The organism is Mesoterricola silvestris, from assembly GCF_030295405.1.
Taxonomy (GTDB): Bacteria; Acidobacteriota; Holophagae; order Holophagales; family Holophagaceae; genus Mesoterricola; species Mesoterricola silvestris.
Window position 1 is genome coordinate 2,589,758 of record NZ_AP027080.1, and the last position, 21,326, is coordinate 2,611,083.

17 protein-coding genes and 1 pseudogene are annotated in these 21,326 nt (G+C 69.9%); 4 read left to right on the forward strand and 14 right to left on the reverse strand.

The features are described 5' to 3' along the window. Positions 1-47: 47 nt before the first annotated feature. Positions 48-3,146 carry a protein kinase domain-containing protein gene (locus R2J76_RS11275; protein ID WP_316411688.1) on the forward strand — a complete coding sequence of 1,033 codons (3,099 nt, stop codon included), beginning with the start codon at positions 48-50 and terminating at the stop codon, positions 3,144-3,146. Positions 3,147-3,588: 442 nt separating this feature from the next. Here R2J76_RS11275 and R2J76_RS11280 read toward each other — a convergent pair whose 3' ends face one another. Continuing rightward, positions 3,589-5,070 carry a sensor histidine kinase gene (locus R2J76_RS11280; RefSeq protein WP_316411689.1) on the reverse strand — a complete coding sequence of 494 codons (1,482 nt, stop codon included), beginning with the start codon at positions 5,068-5,070 and terminating at the stop codon, positions 3,589-3,591. Positions 5,071-5,172: 102 nt separating this feature from the next. On the opposite strand from R2J76_RS11280, the gene R2J76_RS11285 reads away from it, so the two are divergent. Continuing rightward, positions 5,173-5,466 carry a YciI-like protein gene (locus R2J76_RS11285; RefSeq protein ID WP_316411690.1) on the forward strand — a complete coding sequence of 98 codons (294 nt, stop codon included), beginning with the start codon at positions 5,173-5,175 and terminating at the stop codon, positions 5,464-5,466. Positions 5,467-5,475: 9 nt separating this feature from the next. On the opposite strand, the gene R2J76_RS11290 is transcribed toward R2J76_RS11285, so the two are convergent. The 7 genes from R2J76_RS11290 to R2J76_RS11320 all read right to left on the reverse strand — a co-directional run bounded on the left by R2J76_RS11290 (position 5,476) and on the right by R2J76_RS11320 (position 13,559). After that, on the reverse strand, positions 5,476-6,402 hold the full coding sequence (locus tag R2J76_RS11290; protein ID WP_316411691.1) for a diiron oxygenase: 927 nt from the start codon (positions 6,400-6,402) through the stop codon (positions 5,476-5,478). Between the two features lie 135 nt (positions 6,403-6,537). Then, positions 6,538-6,870: a ribosome hibernation-promoting factor, HPF/YfiA family gene (gene hpf / locus R2J76_RS11295; protein ID WP_316411692.1), complete on the reverse strand. Its 333-nt coding sequence runs from the start codon at positions 6,868-6,870 to the stop codon at positions 6,538-6,540. An 81-nt stretch (positions 6,871-6,951) separates the two neighbouring features. After that, complete coding sequence (gene rpoN / locus R2J76_RS11300) at positions 6,952-8,508, reverse strand: RNA polymerase factor sigma-54 (RefSeq protein WP_316411693.1); 1,557 nt, start codon at positions 8,506-8,508, stop codon at positions 6,952-6,954. Beyond that, on the reverse strand, positions 8,508-9,242 hold the full coding sequence (lptB, locus tag R2J76_RS11305) for an LPS export ABC transporter ATP-binding protein (RefSeq protein WP_316411694.1): 735 nt from the start codon (positions 9,240-9,242) through the stop codon (positions 8,508-8,510). The genes rpoN and lptB overlap by 1 nt, the downstream gene beginning before the upstream one ends. Beyond that, positions 9,239-10,957 carry a hypothetical protein gene (locus R2J76_RS11310; RefSeq protein ID WP_316411695.1) on the reverse strand — a complete coding sequence of 573 codons (1,719 nt, stop codon included), beginning with the start codon at positions 10,955-10,957 and terminating at the stop codon, positions 9,239-9,241. Before R2J76_RS11310 ends, lptB begins: the two co-directional genes overlap by 4 nt. Continuing rightward, positions 10,954-12,612, reverse strand: coding sequence for a single-stranded-DNA-specific exonuclease RecJ (locus tag R2J76_RS11315; protein WP_316411696.1), 1,659 nt, complete (start codon positions 12,610-12,612; stop codon positions 10,954-10,956). The genes R2J76_RS11310 and R2J76_RS11315 overlap by 4 nt, the downstream gene beginning before the upstream one ends. Further along, on the reverse strand, positions 12,609-13,559 hold the full coding sequence (locus R2J76_RS11320) for an acetyl-CoA carboxylase carboxyltransferase subunit alpha (RefSeq protein WP_316411697.1): 951 nt from the start codon (positions 13,557-13,559) through the stop codon (positions 12,609-12,611). The genes R2J76_RS11315 and R2J76_RS11320 overlap by 4 nt, the downstream gene beginning before the upstream one ends. Before the next feature lie 114 nt (positions 13,560-13,673). Between R2J76_RS11320 and R2J76_RS11325 the strand changes: the two genes are divergently transcribed. Both R2J76_RS11325 and R2J76_RS11330 read left to right on the forward strand, forming a co-directional pair. Beyond that, positions 13,674-14,237 (forward strand): hypothetical protein, encoded by a 564-nt coding sequence (locus tag R2J76_RS11325; RefSeq protein WP_316411698.1) that lies wholly within the window; start codon positions 13,674-13,676, stop codon positions 14,235-14,237. A 36-nt stretch (positions 14,238-14,273) separates the two neighbouring features. After that, positions 14,274-14,672 carry a DUF3788 family protein gene (locus tag R2J76_RS11330; protein WP_316411699.1) on the forward strand — a complete coding sequence of 133 codons (399 nt, stop codon included), beginning with the start codon at positions 14,274-14,276 and terminating at the stop codon, positions 14,670-14,672. Between the two features lie 30 nt (positions 14,673-14,702). On the opposite strand, the gene mobA is transcribed toward R2J76_RS11330, so the two are convergent. The 6 genes and pseudogenes from mobA to R2J76_RS11360 all read right to left on the reverse strand — a co-directional run. Continuing rightward, positions 14,703-15,284 (reverse strand): molybdenum cofactor guanylyltransferase, encoded by a 582-nt coding sequence (mobA, locus tag R2J76_RS11335; protein ID WP_316411700.1) that lies wholly within the window; start codon positions 15,282-15,284, stop codon positions 14,703-14,705. A gap of 67 nt (positions 15,285-15,351) precedes the next feature. Then, the gene (locus tag R2J76_RS11340; RefSeq protein ID WP_316411701.1) at positions 15,352-17,349 is read right to left on the reverse strand and encodes a M13 family metallopeptidase; all 1,998 of its coding nucleotides are present in this window, start codon (positions 17,347-17,349) and stop codon (positions 15,352-15,354) included. A gap of 97 nt (positions 17,350-17,446) precedes the next feature. Then, positions 17,447-18,361 carry a GTPase Era gene (gene era / locus R2J76_RS11345; RefSeq protein ID WP_316411702.1) on the reverse strand — a complete coding sequence of 305 codons (915 nt, stop codon included), beginning with the start codon at positions 18,359-18,361 and terminating at the stop codon, positions 17,447-17,449. Then, positions 18,354-19,139: an acyl-ACP--UDP-N-acetylglucosamine O-acyltransferase gene (gene lpxA / locus R2J76_RS11350; protein WP_316411703.1), complete on the reverse strand. Its 786-nt coding sequence runs from the start codon at positions 19,137-19,139 to the stop codon at positions 18,354-18,356. Before lpxA ends, era begins: the two co-directional genes overlap by 8 nt. Continuing rightward, entirely contained in the window at positions 19,136-19,615 is a 480-nt protein-coding gene (gene fabZ / locus R2J76_RS11355) for a 3-hydroxyacyl-ACP dehydratase FabZ (RefSeq protein WP_316411704.1), read from the reverse strand. Before fabZ ends, lpxA begins: the two co-directional genes overlap by 4 nt. Before the next feature lie 58 nt (positions 19,616-19,673). After that, positions 19,674-21,098: pseudogene (locus R2J76_RS11360) on the reverse strand (HD domain-containing phosphohydrolase); the annotation flags it as partial. Between the last annotated feature and the right edge of the window lie 228 nt (positions 21,099-21,326).

Consider the following 21,326-nt stretch of genomic DNA (forward strand, 5'->3'; position numbering starts at 1 on the left):
CCCGAGCTCTGACTGTCAGCCAGCAGGCCAGAATCCTGAAATGGGCCATGGAACGTGGTCTGCTCACCCAGGAGGAGATCGGCCTGTCCACCCGGGACGATGCGGCCACCCTTTCCGAGGCGGATCTGTCCGAACGCTTCAACGCCCTCCATGCGGCGGGCCGGCTCAAGGGCGTCATGGACACGGCCCTGGCCTGGGACCAGGCGGACACCGCCGTCACCTCCGGCACCCCGGACTGGATCAAGGCCATGGGGGAGGTGGCCGCGGCCATGGACCCCGAGGACCTGGCGGGCTTCGCCCTGCCCCGGGACGGGCGCTACCTCCCCCTGGCCTTCCTGGGGGACGGCGGCATGGGCTGTGTGTACAAGGCCTTCGACCAGCAGCTCAAGCGGGTGGTGGCCCTGAAGTTCCTCAAGCGCCTGGAGCGGGCGCCCATGGACCGCTTCATCCAGGAGGGCCGGTCCCAGGCCCGCATCGAGCACCCCAATATCTGCAACGTCTATTCGGTGGATGAATTCGAGGGCCAGCCCTACCTCTCCATGCGCTTCATCGCGGGCCCCACCCTCCGGGCCGCGCTGCCCCGGCTCAGCCTGGAGCAGAAGGTGGGCATCCTCATGCGGGTGGCCCAGGCCCTGCAGTGCTGCCACCGGGAGGGCATCGTCCACCGGGATATCAAGCCCACCAACATCATGCTCGAAGCCCGGGAGGACGGGTCCTGGTGGCCCTTCCTCATGGATTTCGGCCTGGCCCGGGACCTGGGCGACCAGGGGCTGACGGTCCCGGGGATGATCATCGGAACCCCCATCTACTGCAGCCCCGAGCAGGTGCAGGGCCGCATGGGGGACGTGGACCGGCGTTCGGACGTCTATTCCCTGGGGGCCACCCTGTACGATTGCCTGGTGGGCGAGCCCCCCTTCCCCTCCGGCGGCGCCCTGGTGGACCTCATCCGCCGCATTTCCGAGGAGGACCCCGTTCCGCCCCGGCAGCGCGTCCCGGGCTTCCCCAAGGATCTCCAGACCATCGTCATGAAGGCCCTGGAGAAGGACCCCGACCGCCGGTACGAATCCGCCCGGGCCCTGGCGGAGGATCTGCAGCGGTACCTGGACGGGGACCCCATCCAGGCCCACCACACGACCCTCACGTACCGCATCGCCAGGCGCGTCCGCAAGAACCGCGCCCTCGCCCTGGTCACCGCGTTCTCCCTCCTGGCGGTGCTGGGCTTCGCCGCCTTCGGGATCACCATGGCCGTGCGGGCCCGGGTGCAGGGGCAGGCCATCCAGCGGTACGGCCGGGAGGCCGAGTACCTGGAAGGCATCCTGCTCAAGGCCTACACCCTGCCCCTCCATGACGTGCGCACGGAACGCGCCCATGTGGAGCAGCACCTGGAACGCATCCGCGCGTCCATGGACACCCTGGGGCGCTGGTCCCGTCCCGCGGCCCGTCTGGCGTTGGGGCGCGGCTACCTGGCCCTGGATCGCTTGGAGGAGGCCCGGCGCGAACTGGAACCGGCCCCGGGCGCCATCCCCCAGGACCCGGACCATGCCCTGGCCCTGGGCCTCACCCTCACCCGCCTCTACCAGGCCGAACTGGAGGGCCTGCGCGGCAAGGCCCTGGAGGAACGCAAGCGGGATACCGAGCAGGACCTGCGGCGGCCGGCCCTGGCCTGCCTGCGCCGCGCCCAGGGGGCCCACCAGGACGGCCCCGCCTACGTGGAGGGCATGCTCGCCCTGGTGGAGGAACGCTACGCCGACGCCATCGACAAGGCCAAGGAGTATGAGCGCACGGCCCCCTGGGCCTACGAGGCCTGGATCCTGGAAGCCGATGCCCAGCGGGGCCTGGCGGCCCTGGCCTACGGCCGGGGGGATTTCGACGGCACCGAGCAGCGCCTGGCCCTGGCCGCCGAGCCCCTCCTCCAGGCCCGCAACGTGGCCCGCAGCGCCCCCCTGGCCTACCAGGGCGAGGTGCAGCGCCGCATGATCCTCTTCCAGCTGAACCTGGACCGGGGCCGGGCCACGGAGGCCGACCGGGACTGGGCCCTGGAGGCCGCGGACATGTGCCTGACCGCCAACCCCGGCGACTGGAAGACCCTGGGGTACCGCGCCGCCATCCACCGCCGCTGGGGGGTCACGCTCATGAACCGGAATCTGGACCCCACCGCCAGCCTCGACGCCGCCGTGGCGGACGCCGAGCGGGGCCTGGCCGTGCGTCCCACCGACAATCCCCTGTGGAACAACCTGGGCACCTGCCTGCGCAACCGCGCCGACTGGGAGCTGCGCCGGGGCCTGGATCCCACCCGCACCCTCGCCCGGGCCGTGGAGGCCCTGGGCAAGGGCCTGGACCGGCCCCAGTACAAGGACTGGCTCCTGGACAGCATCGGCAACTGCCACGCCCTCCTGGGCCACTACCAGCTGGAGCATGGCCAGGACCCCACCCGGGCCGTGCTCATGGCCGTGGACCTCCTGGGCCAGGCCGCGGCCCTCAAGCCCTGGGTGGGCCACAATTCCTCCCAGGGCTACGCCCTGGCGGACCTGGCCGCCTGGCTCAAGCTGTCGGGCCAGGATCCCATGCCCCGGTACGAGGAGGCCCGCAGGGCCTTCGAGGCCGGCCTGGGCCTCAACGCCAATTCCTACCTGTCCCACCTGGGCATCGCGAACCTCCTGCTGGACCGGGCCGAAACGGAGCTGGAGCGGGGCGGCGCCCCCGGCCGCGATCTCACCCAGGCCGCCGAGCACCTGGAAGCGGCCTTGAAGGTGAACCCCCGCACCGGTCCCGAGGTCTACCCCGCCCGTGCCCGGTGCCGCGCCCTGGAGGCGCTGGCCACCCGGTCCACCCGGACGCTGGCCGCCGCCCGGGCCGATCTGGCCAAGGCGTCCAGGGTTTCCACGGGCCGCCCCGAGGCCGCCCTGGCCATGGCCCAGGCCTGGCTCCTGGTGCACCGGGCCGATCCCCGCAGCGGCGCGGCCGCCCAGGGCCTCGCGGCCCTGCGCCCGGCCCTGGCGGGCCTGCCCTGGTTCGCCCAGGTCAAGGTCACCGAAGGAAGGCTTCTGGCCGCCCTGGGCCGGCCGATCGAGGCGGAGAAGGCCTACGCCAGGGCGTCCGCGCTGAACCCCGGCCTGGGGAAAGGCCCCGGTTCAGCGCGGACGTGATCCCAGCCACAAGGTGCTACGGCCGGGGCAACCCGCCGCGATGACCTGGATTCGCCGCTTCATCCCCTTTATCCCTTTCATCAAATTCATCCCCGTTCCAGCAGGGCCAGCGCCGGGGTGGGGCGGCGCGCAGGTGATCCGCATGCGCCGACCCATCCCGGCTTTGGCCCTGCGGTAACAGGGATGAATCTGATGAAAGGGATGAAGGGGATGAAACGGTTATACCAGGTCATGCCCGGCTTAATTACTGACTTTGGTGATGATCGCCGGAGTGAGCCCGGTAATTGAACCAGGACTTCAAGCGACGTCCAGCCTTGCGATGGAATGAACCACCAGCGCCGCAAACCCCCACACACTCAGAATGATTGCTATTTCCAGTCCCGTCATGGGAACCTCCTTGCCCCAGATGTGTCCGGGCGGGGACCGGGGTTCCCGATCAAAATTATTGGTTAATAATTCCCGGCAGCGCGAACCCGAACACCGCCCCGCCCCCTTCCGGGGCCTCGGCCCAGACCCGGCCGCCCATTCGCCGGATGCTGCGCTTGATGCTGGCCAGGCCCACGCCCGATCCGGGGAACTGCTGGTCCGTGTGCAGGCGCTGGAAGACCGTGAACAGCCGGTGGGCCTGGCGCGGGTCGAAGCCGGCGCCGTTGTCCCGCACCGTCACCAGGACCTCGCCGGCCTCCACCCTCCCGGCCACCCGGATGCGCGCCTGGGGCTGGTTCCGGGTGAATTTCACGGCGTTGGACAGGAGGTTGGTGAGCACCTCCCGCAGCAGGGTCGGGTCGCCGGTGACCGGCGGCAGGGGCGTGAGCTCCCAGACCAGATCCCGGTCCCGGATCTCCGGGCCTATGGCGTCGATGGCCAAGGCGGCCATGGCGTCCAGATCCACGCGCTCCCGGCGCGTCTCCCCGCCCCCGGAGCGGGAGAGGGCCAGGAGATGGTCCAGCAGGTGGCCCATGTTGCCCGCGGAGCGCCGGATGGTGGCGAGCCAGTGGCGGCCCGTTTCCGTCAGGTGGGTCTCCTCCTGGGAGGCCAGCAGGTCCGCGAACCCGGCGATGTGGCGGATGGGCGCCCGCAGGTCGTGGGCGATGGCGGAGCCGAACGCGTCCAGTTCCTGCACGGATTCCTCCAGCAGGGCCGCGCGGGCTTCCAGGGCCTGGTTCCGGGCCGCGGCGGCCCGCTCCCGGAGCTTGCGCTCGCTGATCTCGATGCTGAAAATGGCCACGGTCTCGAAGGCCGGGCGGAACGCGAAGACCTCCAGGGCGATGGGGTGCAGCTCCCCCATGAATTCGAAGTGGGCCGGCAGGCCCGTGAGGGCCACGGCCATTTCGGTCTCCTGCAGGGACCGGCTCACGTTGGGCCACAGGGACAAATGGTTCCGGCCCACCACGTCCTCCCGGCGGAATCCGAAGTAGTTCATGAAGTACCGGTTGCCGTCCAGGAGGCGCAGGTCCACCGGCCGGCCTTCCGCGTCCCGCACCACCTGGCTCAGGTGGAACCCGGAATTCATGTTCGCCAGCAGGCTGTGGTAGCCGAGGCTGCCCGTGGCCCTGCGCAGCGCCTGGGAAGGCGGGGCCAAGGGGCGCCGCAGGCGGGGCCGCGTGGTCCAGGTGCGCACCAGCATGCCCTCGGGTTCCGGTTCCGCCGTGAAGGTCAGGCGATCGGTCTCCCGTCCGGTCAGGGAGCCCGTGAAATGCCGCGCCACGCCGGTTTCCAGACAGGCCCGCAGCAGGACCATGCCCATGGCCCGTTCGCCGCCGGGGAAAAGCTCCGGGAGCGTCCGCCCGAGGGCCCCGGCCCGGGGGATCCCCAGGTGCTGGGCGCCAGCGGCGTTGAGGTACCGGACCCGCCCCTCCCGGTCCAGGAAGATGCAGCCTTCTGGCAGGCGGTCTAACAGCCGTTCGCCGAAGGTCCCCTCCATTTCCCTGCCTCCCCCTTCGGATTAAACGCCATTCAAGCGATATTCCGCGGGATGTCAAGTATTGTGGGCCTATAGGCCGATACGGTCCGAAAGGAGGCGTTTGTGCATTTCCTTCTGATCTACGACTACATCCCCGAAATCCTGGAGCGGCGCGGGGCCTTCCGGGCGGAGCACCTGGCCCTGGCCCGCCAGTACCAGGACCGGAACGAACTCCTGCTGGGCGGCGTGCTCACCGAACCCGTGGATTCGGCCATCCTGCTGTTCCAGGGCGAGGGGCCCGGGGGGGCGGAGGCCTTCGCCAAGGCCGATCCCTACGTACGGAATGGCCTGGTGACCCGCTGGCAGGTGCGGCAATGGATGACCGTGGTGGGAAGGGACGCGGCCAGCCCGGCCTGAGGTCCGGCCTCAGGGCGCGGGGAAAGCCAGGAGGATGGGGCCCAGGGCGGCCTGGACCCGGTCCCGCTGGGACGGGGTGGTGACCAGCTGGAACAGGTCCTGGAACTCGGGATGGGTGACCCCCGACTCCAGGAAGGCGTAGCGCTTGGCCCGCAGGAGGCCGCCGTGGACCTCCAGGCGTTCCGCCTCGTCGAACACCCGCTCCAGGTGCCGCTCCACATTGGCCAGGTCCAGCAGGGCCTGGGTCTGGAGCAGGCCGTCCATCGCGGCCAGGAGCCAGATGAAATCCTCGACGGTGGCGTCCCGGGCCGCCTCGTCCAGGCTCCGGAAGACCCGCAGGGCCTCCAGGTGGTCCAGCCGGGCGTGCTGGGACTCCTCCAGCCAGTGGGCCCGGAAGATCTCCCGGGTGAGGGGGTCCAGTTCGTCGGCGTTCTTCATGGTGCGGGTGTAGTGCTCCTGGGTCAGCCACTCGATGGCCGACGTGAGGAGCAGCACGGCCCCCTTGCGCCGGCCCAGCACGGCCCGGGCCACCTCCACCTCCCCCTCCAGGAGCTGCAGGGGGAAGCCCAATTGCTCGTCCACCCGGTTTCGGATCTCCCGGAACAGGTGGATGTGCTTGATCTCCTCCGAGGCGAAATTCGTGAGGGCCTCGAAGGCGGCGGGGTGGGCGGTGCCGCATTCCTGGGCCAGGTTCACCATCTCGGGGGCGATGAAGGCCTCCACGAATCCGAACAGGTGGGCGTACGAGCCCATTTCCACGTGGGTCATGCGAAGCTTTTCCCCGGGCCCCAGGCACGTGAGCCCGTAGGCGCCCGACAAGGGCGCGGGCAACCATGGGCGGTCCGGATCGAAGTCCACGAAGCCCAGCACCTCCTTGATCTTCCAGCCCACCCGGTAGGAGCGGGTCAGGCATTCCGCGTAGGTGTCGGCGGTCATGGGTTCACCTCCTCATGCGCATCCTTCCGGCAAGCCTCGGGAATATGCGTCTCAATCCTGAGGAAGTCAACCCGGCCGCCGGGAACGGAAAAGCCCAGGCGCGGGCCTGGGCTTTTCCGTGAACCGCGGGGAGGTTCAGCCTTCGGCCTCGGTGGCCACCGCTTCGGGGAGTCGATCCTTGTAGCCCGCCTGACGCTTGCCGGCATGTTTGTGGGCCTGCACCTCAAGCTTGTCCAAGGCTTGGGATAGGCTCTGATACATATCGGTGCTTTCGGCGGAAGCGATGAATTCGCCATTCTTCGTCTTGAGGGTGATCTCAGCCGAGTGGCGGTGCTTCTCCACGCTGAAAATGACGTGAACGTCGATGATGTCGTCCAGGTACGCTTGCATCTTGTCCAGACCCTCCTGCGCGGACTGGCGCAGGCTGTCGGACACTTCAACGTGGCGGCCGGTGTAGATGACCTTCATCGTGGACTCCTTTGAAGGGGGGACCTTTCGGGTCCGGTGGAAACGACACTACGTCCTGAGTGCGTCGACCGGGGTGGACGTTCAACGCCTTCTGCGGCGGGATGCGGGGGGGATCTTGCATTCCTCGCGGTATTTGTTGACCGTCCTCCGGGCGACCTTGATGCCGTCCCGTTCCAGGAGCTTGGCGATGGTCTCGTCGGACAGGGGCTTGGCAGGGTCCTCGGCCTGCACCAACGCCTTGATCTTGTGCTTGACCACCGTTGCGGAAACGTCGTCCCCGCTGTTGGAACCGAGACTGGCGCTGAAGAAATAATTGAGATCGAAAAGCCCCTGGGGCGTGTGGATGGTCTTGGCCTTCACCACCCGCGAAATCGTGGATTCATGGAACCCCGTGGATTCGGCCACGTCCCGCAGCACCATGGGGCGCAGGCGCTCGATGCCGTGCTCCAGGAACTCCCGCTGCAGTTCCACGATGGAAGCGGACACGCGCAGGACCGTTCGGTTCCGGTCCTCCACCCCCCGGATGAAATCCCGGGCGGAGCGGTACTTGTCCCGGATGAAATCCTTGTCGTCCTTGGCTTCGGCGCTGGCCAGGAAGTGGCGGTACTCGCCGCTCACCCGCAGGCGGGGTACGGTCTCGTCGTTGAGGTAGACCTTCCAGTTGCCGTCCTCCCCCTTGAGGACTACCACATCGGGCTTCACGACCCGCTCGCTCTCTGGATCGAAGGCCCGGCCCGGCGTGGGGTGCAGGTGGCGCAGGACCGCCAGGGCCTCGCCCAGGTCCTCCTCGGTGCAGCCCATGGCCTTGCGCAGCTTGGCGTTGTCCCGCTGGGACAGGAGGTCGGTCTGTTCCTGGATGATGCGCACCGCCAGGTCGTCCGGTTCCGCCCCGGCGTGGCGCAGCTGCACCAGGAGGCTTTCCTTCACATTGAAGCAGCCGACGCCCGAGGGATCGAATTCCTGGAGGATCTCCAGCAACTCCTGGAGCAGGTCCTCCCCGATGCCCAGGTCCTGGGCCAGCTCCCGGGGACAGGTCTCGGTGGGTTGGTCGGGGTCCAGGCGCAGGAAGCCCTTGGGATCCACGTGGTCGATGAGGGCTTCGAAGGGGACGGCCCGGGGGTCGTCGGGATCCAGGGTCTGGTACAGCTGGCCCAGGAGGTGCTCCTGCAGGGTTTCGGTGCTGCTGAGCCGGTCCTCCCAGCTGGTGCGCTCGTCGTCCGGTAGGCTGCTGGTGCGGGGCACGTCCAGGTCCCAGGAGTTCTCGGCGCCCATTTCCGTTTCCTGCACCTGGGAGATGCCGGCCTCGGTGAAGGCCTCCAGGTCCGCGTCGGGGTTCATCTCCCCGGGGGTCTCGGGCAGGGGGCCCAGGTCCACGGAATCGGCGCCCTCGGGCACCTCGGCCCCGGCCTCGGCCACTTCGGAATCGTGGCCCTCCTCCAGGGCCTCCAGGGTGGGGGTCTCGTCGCCGTCCTCCAGGAGCTCCAGGAGGGGGTTCTCCCCCAGCTCGCGCTCGATGGTCTGGCTCAATTCCAGGAGGTTCATCTGCCAGAGCTTGAGCTTGAGCTGCATGGCGGGCGTCAGGGCCAAGGTCTGGCTCTGGGCCAGGCGCTGGGAGAGGTTGTGTCCGAGGTTCGCCATCAATCCAGCCTGAAACGGTCGCCAAGGTAAACCCGGCGGATATCGGGATCGTCAGCGATCTCCTGGGGCAAGCCATGCTTCATGATCATTCCATCTGCAAGAATGTACGCGCGGTCCGCGATCTGCAAGGTTTCCCGAACATTATGGTCCGTGATCAGCACGCCGATGCCTCTGGCCTTAAGATCGGCAATGAGGCCCTGGATCTCCAGTACCGATTTCGGGTCCACCCCCGCGAACGGTTCGTCCAGCAGCATGATGCGGGGGTCGGTGACCAGGGCCCGGGCCATCTCGCAGCGCCTGCGCTCGCCCCCGGAAAGGGACATGCCCAGGGTCTCCCGCACCTTCTGCAGGTGGAAATCGGCCAGGAGCTTCTCGCAGCGGGCCCGCTGCTCCTCCTTGGGCACCGGCTGCAGCTCGGCCAGGGCCAGGAGGTTCTCCCAGACCGTCAGGCCCCGGAAGACGCTGGATTCCTGGGGGAGGTAGCCGATGCCCTGGCGGGCCCGGCGGTGCATGGGCATGCCGGTGATGTCCTGGTCCTGCCAGATGATGCTGCCCCGGTCGGGGGCCTCCACCCCCACCACCATGTAGAAGGTGGTGGTCTTGCCGGCGCCGTTGGGGCCCAGGAGGCCCACCACTTCGCCGGGGGAGACGTTGAGGGACACGTCACGCACGACCGTTCGATCGCCGTAGCGCTTGAACACGTTCCGGGCCTCGAGGCGGATGTCCGGGTTCACGGGCGCACCTCCGTGAGGGCCGTCACGTTCCCGTGCCAGACCGCGACCTGCTTGGCCGGATCCAGGTCCAGGGTGTCCCCCCTGCCCTCCCCCATGCGGCCCTTCAATACAACTGATCCATTCGCAGTCATTTGCTTCACAACATTCCCTGGCCCCAGGGTTACCGAGATGTGCTCGGCTTGCAAGCGCCAGCCTTGGCCCTGGCATTCCACCCGGCTGTCGAGGGTCAGGCGGTCGCCCAGGGCCTGGCCCCGGTCCGCCCGCAGGTTGATATCCCCCTCCGGGGCCGCCAGGGCGCCCGCGATGCCCTGGGGGAAGAGCGCCTGGTCCCGGCTCTTGATGACCTTCAGGCCGGTGAGGCGCTGGCGGAGCCGGGTCCAGGTGACGGGCCGGCCCGAAAGGGTCATGGCGCTGCCCTCCCACACCAGGGAATCGCAGCGCACCTGCGCCCCGTCGAAGAACCGGGCCTGGATGGGACCCTTGAACTGCCATTTCAGGGGGTTGCCCGTCCCTTCCCCGGCCGAGAAGGTGCCCAGCTCCCCCCGGCCCAGGGCCGGCGCGTGGATGCGCCAGGTGCGCTGGCGGTGGCGGCCCTCGATGCGGGGGCTGCTGAGGGAGCGTTCCCCCCAGGTGAGCACGGCCTGGGGCTCCGCCCAGGTCTGGCCCACCTGGAGCTCGGCGGGCAGATCCGGCCCGGGGGCGGTGCGCTGCAGGACCCGGGGGGCCCGCAGGGTGGCCTTGAGGCCTTCCAGGGGCTGCTCCCAGGTGACGTTGCCCTCCAGGCGAAGCCCGGCGGGGGTCCACCGGGCGCCCAGGGCCGTGAGGATCTCGGGCCCGCTTTCCGTGGCCCGGGTGGCCTTGAAATCCCGGAATTCCATGCGGTCGAAGGGCTGGCCCTTGGCGGGACGGGGGGCCAGGCCATGGCCGGCGGTGCCGGACCAGCCGTCCTCCCGCTGGAAGGCCAGGGGCGCGTCGAAGATCACGTCCGCCGGCTGGATGCGCACCAGGGACGCCTGAACGGCGCCCCCCTCCAGCTCCGCGGCCACGTCCTCCAGCTTGCCGTCCTGGAAACCCAGGGAGGCCACCATGCGCTGGGCCGTGAGGTTCTTCAGGGCGCCGGGATCGGCGGCCCGCCAGTCCACGGGGCCCTTGTCCACCCGGAACTGGCCGTCCAGGCCCCGGTGCCAGCCCGGGGGTAGGATCCAGCGGCCGCGGCCGTTGCCCTGCAGGTCGTCCCACACCAGGGTGCTCAGGCCGGTCCACACCCCATGGTCCCACCCCAGGGCGGGGCCCGGTTCCTTCATGAAGCCCCGGCCGGCCGGGGCCTTGAGGGCGGTGTCCTGGGCGTCCACGGTCATGGGGCCCATGAGGGTCCAGATGCCCTTGATGCGCTCGGCGGCGGGGGACACCATGCCCCAGACGGTGAGGGGCTCTTCCAGGCGGCCCGTGACCCGGTCCAGGCGGATCTCCTCCTGGGTGCCCTGGATGGTCTCGTAGGACAGGGCGAACCTGCCCGCCCCCAGCTGCTCCACGAAGGTGCCGAAGCGCCCCTGGGTGCCCTTGCCCAGGAAGAGGGTGTCCCCGGCCTCGGGCTTGAGGGGCCGGGGCCCCCGGCCCATGAAGACGCCGGTCACCCCCACGATGGCCAGCACCAGGGCCCCCCCGGCCACCCGCCACAGGGGATTCCGGGTACCCGGGAAGGTCCAGGCCCTCATGGGGCCTCCCGGGGGTCCACCGGCCCGTCCACCCGCCAGGAGCGGCCCCAGCGGGGGTGGTCCTGGGGGGCCACCGCCAGGCAAAGGGAGCCTTCGAGGCTGCGGGGCTCGTCGGCAAAGAGCGTGAACTCCTCGGATTCGCCTTCCATGCGGAATTTCCGGTAGCCCGCGCCGAAGGTCCTGGGCTGGCCCGCGAGCCGGCCCTCCACCAGCAGCACCGGTTCCGGGAAGCCCTGGCCGAAGGGCTCCAGGCGCTCCAGCTCCGCGCGGGGGGGCGCCAGGCGCGTGCCGGCGCCGTCCACCACCAGGGCCGCGTCCGGGGCGTCCACGGACTGTTCCTGGGCCCCCTTGTTCAGGGTGGCCTTCACGAAGGCGAGGTTGCGCAGGGGGAAGGTCATGCCCGCGGCGTAGCGGTGCCCGCCGCCGGTGGTGAGGTAGGGTCCCGCCAGTTCCAGGAGCGGGCGCAGGTCGTAGGTTTCCGGGGCCCGCACGGAGCAGTGGGCCACGCCGTCCAGCACCGTGCACACAGCCGAGGGGCGCTGGGTGGCGCGCATGCGGTGGCCGGCGACGATGCCGATGACGCCCTTGTGGGCGGTTGGCTCCACCACCAGGTCGAAGGGGTCGTCCCCCGGGGGCGGAAGCTGGTCCCCCAGGGCCCGCTGGATCTCCCGGCGCTCCAGGTTGAGGGCCTCCACGCGCTCCATGAGGCCGGCCGCGGAGGCCGCATCCCGGGCCAGGAGGAGGCGCACCGCGTCCTCGGCGCCGCCCATGCGCCCCACGGCGTTGAGGCGGGGGCCGATCTGGTAGCCGATGTCCTTGCCCCGCACCGCGCCGTCCACCTTGGAGGCCCGCAGCAGGGCCGAGAGCCCCGGCCCGTTGGCCCCGGCCATGGCCAGGAGCCCGCGCTTGACCAGGAGGGCGTTCTCCCCGCGCAGGGGCACCATGTCGGCCACCGTGCCCAGGGCCACCAGCTTCAGGAGTCCGTCCAGGAAGGGTCCGTCCGCGCCCCGGGGCGTGGGCGCGGCGTCCAGCAGGGCCTGGGCCAGCTTGAAGGCCACCCCCACCCCGGCCAGGGAGGGATTGGCGTAGCCGTCCAGGCCCGGGTGCACCACCGGGCACTCCGGGAGGGCCGGGCCCAGGGCGTGGTGGTCGGTGATGATCCAATCGGCGCCCAGCTCCTTCGTGGCCCGCACCTCGTCCACGCTGCGCACGCCGCAGTCCACGGAAACCAGCAGGGAGGGCCCGCGCTGGGCCATCACCTCCCGGATGCACTCCAGGTTGAGGCCGTAGCCGTCGTTGAAGCGGTTGGGGATGAAAAAGCTCGCCCTGGCGCCCAGCTTTTCCAGGACGCGCATGAGCAGGGCGGTGGCGGTGACGCCGTCCACGTCGTAGTCGCCGTAGACGCAGATGGACTCCCCCTGGGCGCAGGCCCGGCGGATGCGTTCCACGGCCCCGGGGACCCCGGGCAGCAGGAAGGGGTCCGTGGACCGGTCCCAGGAGGGGTCCAGGCGCCAGCCCAGTTCCTCGTCGTCGGCCTCCCGCAGCCACGCCAGCCGCGCCGCTTCGGGGCTGAGATCCCAGGTCCGGGCCAGGGCCGCCCAGGGACGGGAGCCCGGCAGGAGGGCCCGGCGCATGCGCCAGGGCAGCGGGGTCATTTGACGACGCTGCCCATGCGGGCGAACTTTTCGTAGCGCTGGTCGATCAGCGCCTGGGGGCCCAGGGGGCGCAGGGCTTCCAGGGCCTTGAGCACCGCCTCCTTGAGCAGCGCCGCGGCCTGGTCCCAGTCGCCGTGGGCGCCGCCCAGGGGCTCGGGAATGATGCCGTCGATGAGCCCCTGCTCCAGCAGGTGCGGGGCGGTGATCTTCAGGGCCTCCGCGGCCGCCGGGGCCTGGGCCGCGTCCTTCCAGAGGATGGAGGCGCACCCCTCGGGGGTGATGACGGAGTAGACGGCGTATTCCTGCATGAGGACGGTGTTGGCCACCCCCAGGGCCAGGGCGCCGCCCGAGCCCCCTTCCCCGATGACCACGGCCACCACCGGCACCGTGAGCCGGGCCATCTCCTTGAGGTTCCGGGCGATGGCCTCGGCCTGCCCCCGCTCCTCGGCGTCCAGGCCCGGATAGGCGCCCTGGGTGTCGATGAGGGTCAGGACAGGGCGGTGGAACTTCTCGGCCAACTGCATGAGGCGCAAGGCCTTGCGGTAGCCCTCGGGCTTGGGCATGCCGAAGTTCCGGAGGATCTTCTGCTTGGTGTCCCGGCCCTTCTGCTGGCCCATGACCATGACCGGGAGGCCCCCGATCCAGCCCATGCCCCCCACGATCGCCGCGTCGTCCCCGAAGTTCCGGTCCCCGTGGATCTCCTCGAACCGGTCGCAGATGCGTTCGATGTAGTCCAGGGTGTAGGGCCGGCGGGGATGGCGGGCCAGCTGGGTGCGCTGCCAGTCGGTGATGGAGGCGAAGACTTCGGCCTTGAGCTTGTCGGCTTTCTTGCGGAGGCGGTCCCGCTCCTTGGTCTTGGCCGGGTCCATCTCCAGGGCCCGGATCTGGGCCTCCAGGTCGAGGATGGGTCGTTCCAGATCGGCAAGGTCAGTGGGATGTCCGCTCAAAATCACCTCGAAGGGATGGAAAGTCCAGTTTAGAGGCCCCGGCCCCCAAAGACCAGCGCCGCATTCCTTGCGGGCGGGGACCGGGGCGGCCATCCTTGGGGCAGGAGGTGCGACATGCGTGCCTGGATCATGGGTTTTCTGGTTCCGGGGCTGGCCTTGGCCCAGACGCCCGCCGTGGAAATCCTCGGCAAGGCCCTGCCGGTGGTGGCCGGACCGATGCCTTCGGAACGGCTCCGGGACCTGGCCGGGGGCCCGGGGAATTCCGGTATTGATGTGAAGATCCGCCGGTCGGCCCGGCGCACCGGATTCCTGCCCGCGGTGGAGGTGCCCCGGGGGGAGGTCCTGGCCATCACCCACGAGATCTCCAGCCCAGCAGGCTGGCAGGCCTACCGGGTGGACACCGCCCCCGGGGAGAAGATCCATGCCCGCCTGCGCGCCGACCACGAACCCTGGTTCGTGGTGAAGTGCGTGAACCGCAACGGACAGCTGGAACAGGGAATGCTCCAGAACCTCATCCGCACCGGGAACCCCGAGGCCACGTACGTCAACCCCGGCAAGGGGCCGGTGACGGTCTACTTCGTGGTGGACACCACGGAAATCCTCACGGGGAAGGAGCCATACGTGCTGACCCTCACCCGGGAAAAGGTGAATGGGGCCGGGGAGCCGGCCAAGCCTTGAATCCCTCCCCTGGAAGGATTTACCCTTAGGGCCCACATGCCCACGAACCTCCCAGCCCCCGACGAAAGCGAACTGGCGACCGTCCTGGGCCCCGCCCTGCCCGTCTGGAGGGAAATGCTGGCCGCCGCCGAAACCGTCCATGCTCCCCTTGCGAGGATCTGGCGATCCGCCAAGACCGCCTTCGGCCGCATGTGCCTGCTCCAGCACAAGGGGCGTACGCTCCTCTACCTGACGCCGGACGAGGGCAAGGTCTGGGTGGCCGTGGTGCTGGGGGAGCGTTCCTACCAGCAGGCGATGGCCGGAACGCTTCCCGGCGCCATCAAGGAACTTCTGGCCCAGGCGAGGCCCTATGTGGAGGGCCGGGGCATCCGGTTTCCGGTGGATAGGGAGGGAGAGGGGCCGGTCGTCGCCGAGCTGATGCGGGTCAAGGGGTAAGAGGGTCCCTGGGGCCGGTCAGGGGGGGGTCTATGTCAAGGGAGGGGGGCCCTGGCCGAGCCAGGCCTCCAGCGCCCCGGGCGTATCCACGTCCTCCCAGCAGGGGTTCGGCCACTCCACCCTCCGGGTGGGCAGCGCCCGGGCCAGATCCCGGAGGCTGCCGGGCTTCTGGGCGGCCAGATCCCCCACCCGGCTCGAGGGCAGGAAGCTGCCCAGGTACTGGGTGTAATCGCCCACCTGGGCCATGACCCAGTGGCCGGCCCCGGGGTCGGCCTCCAGGACCCGGGCGTGCCAGGCGGCCAGGGCTTCGGGGGTCCAGCGCACCTGGTCGCAGGCCACCACCCACCAGTGGTCGGGGGTTTCGGTCGCCTGGCTGGCCCACCGCACCAGGGCGGCGGCGGGGCCCTGGCCGGGGTCGGCCAGGGGGGTGAGGTCGGGGCGGTCCGGCAGGGGCTCGCCCAGGATCTGCAGGGGACCGTCGGGAAAGACGGCCTGGAATACGGCCACCAGGTGGCCGCCCCAGGTGCCGCCCCGGGGATGGGGCTGGGCGTGCTTGGGGCCGCCGAAACGCCGGCCCTGGCCCCCCGTGAGGAGGAGGAGGCCGGCTTTCACGCGGCCTCGCCCGGGAGGTCCTGGCCCCCCGGGGGCGTGAATTCGGTCGGTCGCTTCATGGGTTCCCCTACCAGAGGGTGAACTGGGCGTCGGTGGCCTTGCGGTCGGAGGGGGTGCCGGGGAAGGCGGCGCGGAATTCCGGCAGGGCCGCCACGGAGCCGGTCACCCGCAGGCGGGCGGGGCAGTGCACGTCGGACTGGAGGATGTAGCGCTCCAGTTCGGGCCGCATGTTGGTGCGCCAGCTCTGGGCGAAGCCCACGAAGAACCGCTGTTCGGCGGTGAGTCCGTCCACGACGGGCTGGGGCTTGCCGGCGGAGGCCAGCTTCCAGGCCTCCAGGGCGATCTTGAGGCCGCCGATGTCCGCCAGGTTCTCGCCCAGGGTCTGCCGGCCCTGCACGTGGACGCCCGGGAAGGGCTCGTAGGCGTCGTACTGGCGCACCACGGCCTCGGTCTGGGCCTCGTAGGCCTTGCGGTCCGCGGGGGTCCACCAGTTGCGCATGTTGCCCTCGGCGTCGAACTGGCTGCCCTGGTCGTCGAAGCCGTGGAGGAGTTCGTGGCCGATGGTGGAGGACAGTTCGCCGTAGTTGCTGGCGTCATCGGCCCGCTCGTCGAAGAAGGGGGGCTGGAGGATGCCCGCGGGCAGGACGATCTCGTTGAGGGAGGGGTTGTAGTAGGCGTTGTTGGTCTGGGGGCTCATGTCCCATTCCGCCGGGTCCACGGGCCGGCCCAGCTTGGCCAGGGCGCGCCGGGATTCGAAGGCCCGGGCCGCCAGGACATTGAGGACGTAGGCCTGGGGCTTGACGCCCATGGGGCGGTAGTCCCGCCAGGCGTCGGGGTAGCCCACCTTGGCGTGGAGGGAGGCCAGCTTCTTCAGGGCCTGCTCCTTGGTGGCGTCGCCCATCCAGGTGGCCCGCCGGATGCTGGCGCCCAGGGCCTGCAGGTGGAATTTGACCATCTCCTGGACCTTGGCCTTGGCCTGGGGGCTGAAGGCGCGCTGGACGTACAACTGGCCCAGGTCCTCGCCGATGGCCCCGTCCACCACGGCCAGCACCCGCTCCCACCGGGGACGCATCTCCTGGGAGCCGGTGAGCTTCTTGCCGTAGAAGGCGAAGTCCTCCGCCTCCAGGTCCGAGCCCAGGTAGGGGGAGAGGGAGCTGAGGAGCCGGTACGTGAAGTAGGCCTTCCAGTGGGCCAGGGGCACCTGGTGGAGCAGCCGGCCCAGGCCCCGCACGTATTCGGGCTGGCCCACATCCACGAAGGCTTCGGAGGCGGGCAGTTCCACGGCCTGGAACCAGGCGGCCCAGGGGAAGCCGGGGGCCGCGGCGGCCAGGGCCTTGCGGTCCAGCTTGTGGTAGTTGGCTTCGGGGTCCCGCAGATCCACCAGCTTGCGGCTCACCTTGGCCAGGCGGGTCTCCAGGGCCAGGACCCGGGCGGCGGGGCCGGGCTTCACGCCGGCCAGCTGGAACATGCGGGCGATGTGCTTGACGTAGGCGGCCCGCTGGTCCCGGGTGGTTTCGTCCTGGCGGAAGTAGAACTCCCGCTCGGGCAGGCCCAGACCCCCCTGCACCACGGAGGGAAGGTGGGCGCGGCTGGACCTGGGATCCTGCTCCACGCCGAAGGCGAAGCCGGCGGTGACGCCCAGGTGGTTGAGGCGGCCCATGAGGCGGGCCAGGTCCTCGGGGGTGGCGGCGGCGCGGATGGCCTTGAGCATGGGCGCCAGGGGCTCCACGCCGGCCTTGTCGATGGCCGCCTGGTCCATGCCGCTGCGGTAGAAGTCCCGGATGCGCTGGGAGGGGGTGCCGTCGGGGGCGGCCTCCCGGGCGCAGGCCTCAAGGATCTCCTTGAGGATGGCGCGGTTGCGGTTGTCGATCTCCAGGTTCACCCCGGAGGAGGAGCGCTCGGGGGGGATGGGCTGCCGATCGAAGGCGCCGTTGGCGAAGCGGTAGAAGTCCGAGGCGGGGGCGGCGGCCCGGTCCATGAAGCCGGCGTCGATGCCCGGGGTGGCCGCGGAAAGGGAGCCGGCCAGGAGGAGGATCGCGGCCGTGGCTCGGGGGGATGGATGCATGGGTTCTCCTGGACCGGTGGAAGGGCCTGTGGCCTCCATTCTACCGGTCCCGCCCCCGGCAATGGGCCGGGGCGCCGGGTTGTGATGGAATCCCGGATCAGAGGTTCAGCTTGTCCAGCTGGTCCGGCCGGTCCCGCCAGCCCTCGGCCACCTTGATGTGCAGGGCCAGGCGCACGGGGCGCTGGAGGAGCTTCTTCAGCTCCCGCTGGGCGCTCTGGCGGATGTCCTTGATCATCTCGCCCCCGGAGCCCAGGAGGATCTTGCGGTGGCCGGCGCGCTCCACGAGGATCTGGGCCTCGATGTAGGTGCCGCCCTCGGGGGCGTCCTCGGGGTAGTCGGCCTCGCCGGCCTCCACCCAGGCCTGGATGGCCACGGCCACGCCGTGGGGCACCTCCTCGCGGGTCTTGCGCAGGATCTTCTCCCGGATGAACTCCGTGGCCATGGTGCGCTCGGTCTGGTCCGTGAAGGTCTCGTCGCCGTACGACCATTCGTGGTCCAGGGCGTCCCGCTCCAGGATGGCCCAGAGGGGATCCAGGTTCTGGGCGAGCTTGGCGCCCACGGGGACGATCTCGCGGAATTCCAGGAGGTCCTTGTACTCGGCGATCTTCTCCAGCAGCGTGCCCTTGGACACCAGGTCCAGCTTGTTGAGGACGAGGTACACGGGCTGGCGCGCCCCCTGGAGGCGCTTGGCCAGCTCCCGCTCCCCGGGCCCCAGGAAGCCGCTGGCGTCCACCACCCACAGCAGCAGGTCCGCCTCGTCCAGGGCCATGTCCACGTAGTGCAGCATGCGCTGGTTGAGGGCGTGGCGGGCCAGGTGCACCCCCGGAGTGTCCAGGAAGGCCAGCTGGGCCTCGCCGCGGTTGACGATGCCGGTGATGCGGCCCCGGGTGGTCTGGGGCATCTGGCTCACCGCCGCCAGCTTCTCCCCCACCAGGGTGTTCAGCAGGGTGGACTTGCCGGAATTGGGCAGGCCCACCAGGGCCACGGTGGCCGAACGGCGCTTCTCAACCACGGTGGATGCCCCGCTTGCTTTCGCGGATGAAGCGGGTGAGGAGCTCGATCTCCGGGACCCCGGCGAATTCCTTTTCCACCTTGGCCAGGGCCTCCTCCCGGAGCAGGCCGGAGTGGAAGAGGATGCGGTGGGCCTTGACCAGGGCCTCCACGGAGGCCTCGGGGAAGCCCTTGCGGCGCAGGCCGATGGTGTTCACGCCGTAGCTCTTGGTGTCCCGGGCGCCGGCGGTCTTCATGTAGGGGAGGACGTCCATGGTGGCCACGGTGAACCCGCCCATGAAGGCGTGGGCACCCACCCGGCAGAACTGGTGGACCGCGGAGAAGGCGCCGATGTTGCTGAAGTCGCCCACTTCCACGTGGCCGGCCAGGGTGGCGCTGTTGGCGAAGATGCAGTTGGAGCCCACGTGGCAGTCGTGGGCCACGTGGGAGCCCGTCATCATGAAGTTGCCGTCGCCCACGGTGGTGAGGCCGCCGCCGCCCTCGGTGCCGCGGTGCAGGGTGCAGCTCTCGCGGAACACGTTGCGGTCGCCCACCTTCAGGCGGGTGGGGGCGCCCTTGAACTTCAGGTCCTGGGGACCCATGCCGAGGGTGCAGTGGGGGTAGATGTCGTTGTCCTCGCCGATCTCGGTGTGGGGGCCGACGACCACGTGGCTGCGCAGGACGGTGCGGGCGCCGATGCGCGAACCGCCCTCCACGACGCAGAACGGCCCGATGACCACGCCGTCCCCGAGGACGGCGTCAGGGCTGACGACGGAGAGGGGATGGATCTGTGCGCTCATTTGGCCTCACTTTTCGGGGCGTCCACCAGCATGGACATGAATTCCGCCTCGGCCACCTTCTGGCCGTCCACGAAGGCCTCGCCGCGGAGCTTGGCCACCTTGCCGCGGTTGGTCAGGACCTTGACCTCCATGACGAGCTGGTCGCCGGGGACGACGGGCTTGCGGAACTTGACGTTATCGATGGCCATGAAATAGATGAGCTTGTCATGGCGATCCGGGAGGGTCTGGAGCACCAGGCACCCGCCGGTCTGGGCCATGGCCTCCACGATGAGGACGCCCGGGAAGACGGGGTTCTTGGGGAAATGCCCCAGGAAGATCTGCTCGCCGATGGTGACGTTCTTGACGCCGCGGATCCATTCGCCGGGCTCGTAGTCCAGGATCCGGTCCACCAGGAGGATCGGGTACCGGTGCGGCAGCAGGTCCTGGATGGCGAGGACGTCGAAGGATCGGGGCTTGCGTTCCGGGGATTCGGCCATAGGGACTCCAGGGGTCCATTTTGGCATAGCCGGCCTGGGAGCCGAACCCAAAGTTGCCTCAGGCCCCGCTGGGCACTGTCCTTTCATAGACCTTCGCGTCGATGAAGAGGTCCAGCAGGGCGGCGTCCACGTGGCCGTCGGCGGCGTCCTGGCGCAGGATGTCCAGGCTGCGGGCCAGGGGCACCGCGGACTTGTAGGGGCGGTCCTGGGCCGTGAGGGCGTCGAAGATGTCGGTGATGGCCATGGCCTTGCTCTGGAGCGGGATCTCGGCGGCCGTGAGCCGGCGGGGGTAGCCCTGGCCGTTCAGGCGCTCGTGGTGGGCGTAGGCGATGGCGGGGACCATGGCCAGGTCCGGGGTCCAGGGGATCTTCTGGAGGAATTCGTAGGTGTGGGTGACGTGGCTTTCGATCTCCAGGCGCTCGGCCTCCGAGAGGCTGCCCCGGCGGATGCTCAGGCAGTCCAGGTCCCCGGGCTCCAGCACGGAGGCGGTGGCGCCCTCCCAGTTGGTGAAATGCAGGCTCCCCAGGCGGCCCAGGCCGTCCTGGGCGTCCTGGGCCAGGAGGGCGGGCTCGTTGCTGCGGATGAGGAGGGCGATGAGGGCGTCGGCCTCGGTCTGGTGGCGGGTCTGGAGCCCGGACCAATGGGCGGGGTCGAAGGGCAGGCCCGAGGCCCAGTCCGAGCGCAGGAGGGCCAGCATCTCCTCCTGCTGGCGCTGGCGCAGGCGCTGGAGGAGGATCTCCAGCCGGTTGGGCTCGAGCTTCTTGGACTTGACCAGGACCTGCTCGCGCACGCCGACCTTGCCGAAATCGTGGAGGAGGCTGGCGTACCGGATCTCCCGCAGCTGGGAGTCGCTGAAGAACACGCCCCCGAAGGGACCCGCGTGGGTGAGGTTCACCGCCTGGGCCAGGCCCACCGTGAGGGTGGCCACGCGCCCGGAATGGCCCCGGGTGACCGGGTCCCGCTGCTCGATGGCCTTCACCGAGGCGTCCACGAAGCGTTCGAAGAGGATCTCGATGTCCTTGCGGAGATTGGCGTTCTTGATGGCCACCCCCGCCTGCCCCGCCAGGCTCTGGGCCAGGTGCACGTCCCCGGGGTGGAAGGGGATGATCCCCTCCTCGGATTGCCGGTTGATGAACTGGAGCACCCCCAGGATCTCCCCCTGGGTGTCCTTGATGGGCACCACCAGCATGGAGGTGGTGCGGTATCCGGCCTGCTTGTCGTAGCTGTCGTTGAAGCGGTAGGGGGCCTCGGGCGGGACGCGGTAGGCGTCCTCCAGGTTCAGGGTCTCGCCCGTGAGGGCGGCGAAGCCGGCCATGGACTCGCCGGTGATGGGCATCTGGAAGCGTGTGTAGGGCAGGTTCACCCGGGCGTTCTGGGTGTGGGCGAAGAGCAGTTCGTGCTCCTGCACCACCAGGTAGATGGAGCCCGCCTCGGCCTCCAGGAGGTTGCGGCCGTGGGTGAGGATCTGGTCCAGGAGCCGGTCCAGGTCCTGCTCGGAGGCCAGGGCCTTGCCCACCTCGTGGAGCCGCTCCATGTTCCGCCGGTCCTGGAGCCGCTCGAAGCCCACCTTGACCAGGGCCAGGGCGGCCTCCTCCCCGGGCCAGGCGGCGCAGTGGGCCAGGAGCCCCTCCCCCTCCATGCCCAGGACCACGTCCGCGGGTCCCCCCTCGGTCCATTCCAGGACTTTTCGAACCTCGCGGCCCAGGGACGC

Coding starts and splice junctions, on each gene's coding strand:
- R2J76_RS11275 (WP_316411688.1), top strand. CDS start 48: ATGGAACGTGGTCTGCTCACCCAGGAGGAGATCGGCCTGTCCACCCGG.
- R2J76_RS11340 (WP_316411701.1), bottom strand. CDS start 17,349: ATGCATCCATCCCCCCGAGCCACGGCCGCGATCCTCCTCCTGGCCGGC.
- R2J76_RS11310 (WP_316411695.1), bottom strand. CDS start 10,957: ATGAGGGCCTGGACCTTCCCGGGTACCCGGAATCCCCTGTGGCGGGTG.
- hpf (WP_316411692.1), bottom strand. CDS start 6,870: ATGAAGGTCATCTACACCGGCCGCCACGTTGAAGTGTCCGACAGCCTG.
- R2J76_RS11330 (WP_316411699.1), top strand. CDS start 14,274: ATGCCCACGAACCTCCCAGCCCCCGACGAAAGCGAACTGGCGACCGTC.
- fabZ (WP_316411704.1), bottom strand. CDS start 19,615: ATGGCCGAATCCCCGGAACGCAAGCCCCGATCCTTCGACGTCCTCGCC.
- R2J76_RS11325 (WP_316411698.1), top strand. CDS start 13,674: ATGCGTGCCTGGATCATGGGTTTTCTGGTTCCGGGGCTGGCCTTGGCC.
- lpxA (WP_316411703.1), bottom strand. CDS start 19,139: ATGAGCGCACAGATCCATCCCCTCTCCGTCGTCAGCCCTGACGCCGTC.
- R2J76_RS11315 (WP_316411696.1), bottom strand. CDS start 12,612: ATGACCCCGCTGCCCTGGCGCATGCGCCGGGCCCTCCTGCCGGGCTCC.
- rpoN (WP_316411693.1), bottom strand. CDS start 8,508: ATGGCGAACCTCGGACACAACCTCTCCCAGCGCCTGGCCCAGAGCCAG.
- R2J76_RS11290 (WP_316411691.1), bottom strand. CDS start 6,402: ATGACCGCCGACACCTACGCGGAATGCCTGACCCGCTCCTACCGGGTG.
- R2J76_RS11280 (WP_316411689.1), bottom strand. CDS start 5,070: ATGGAGGGGACCTTCGGCGAACGGCTGTTAGACCGCCTGCCAGAAGGC.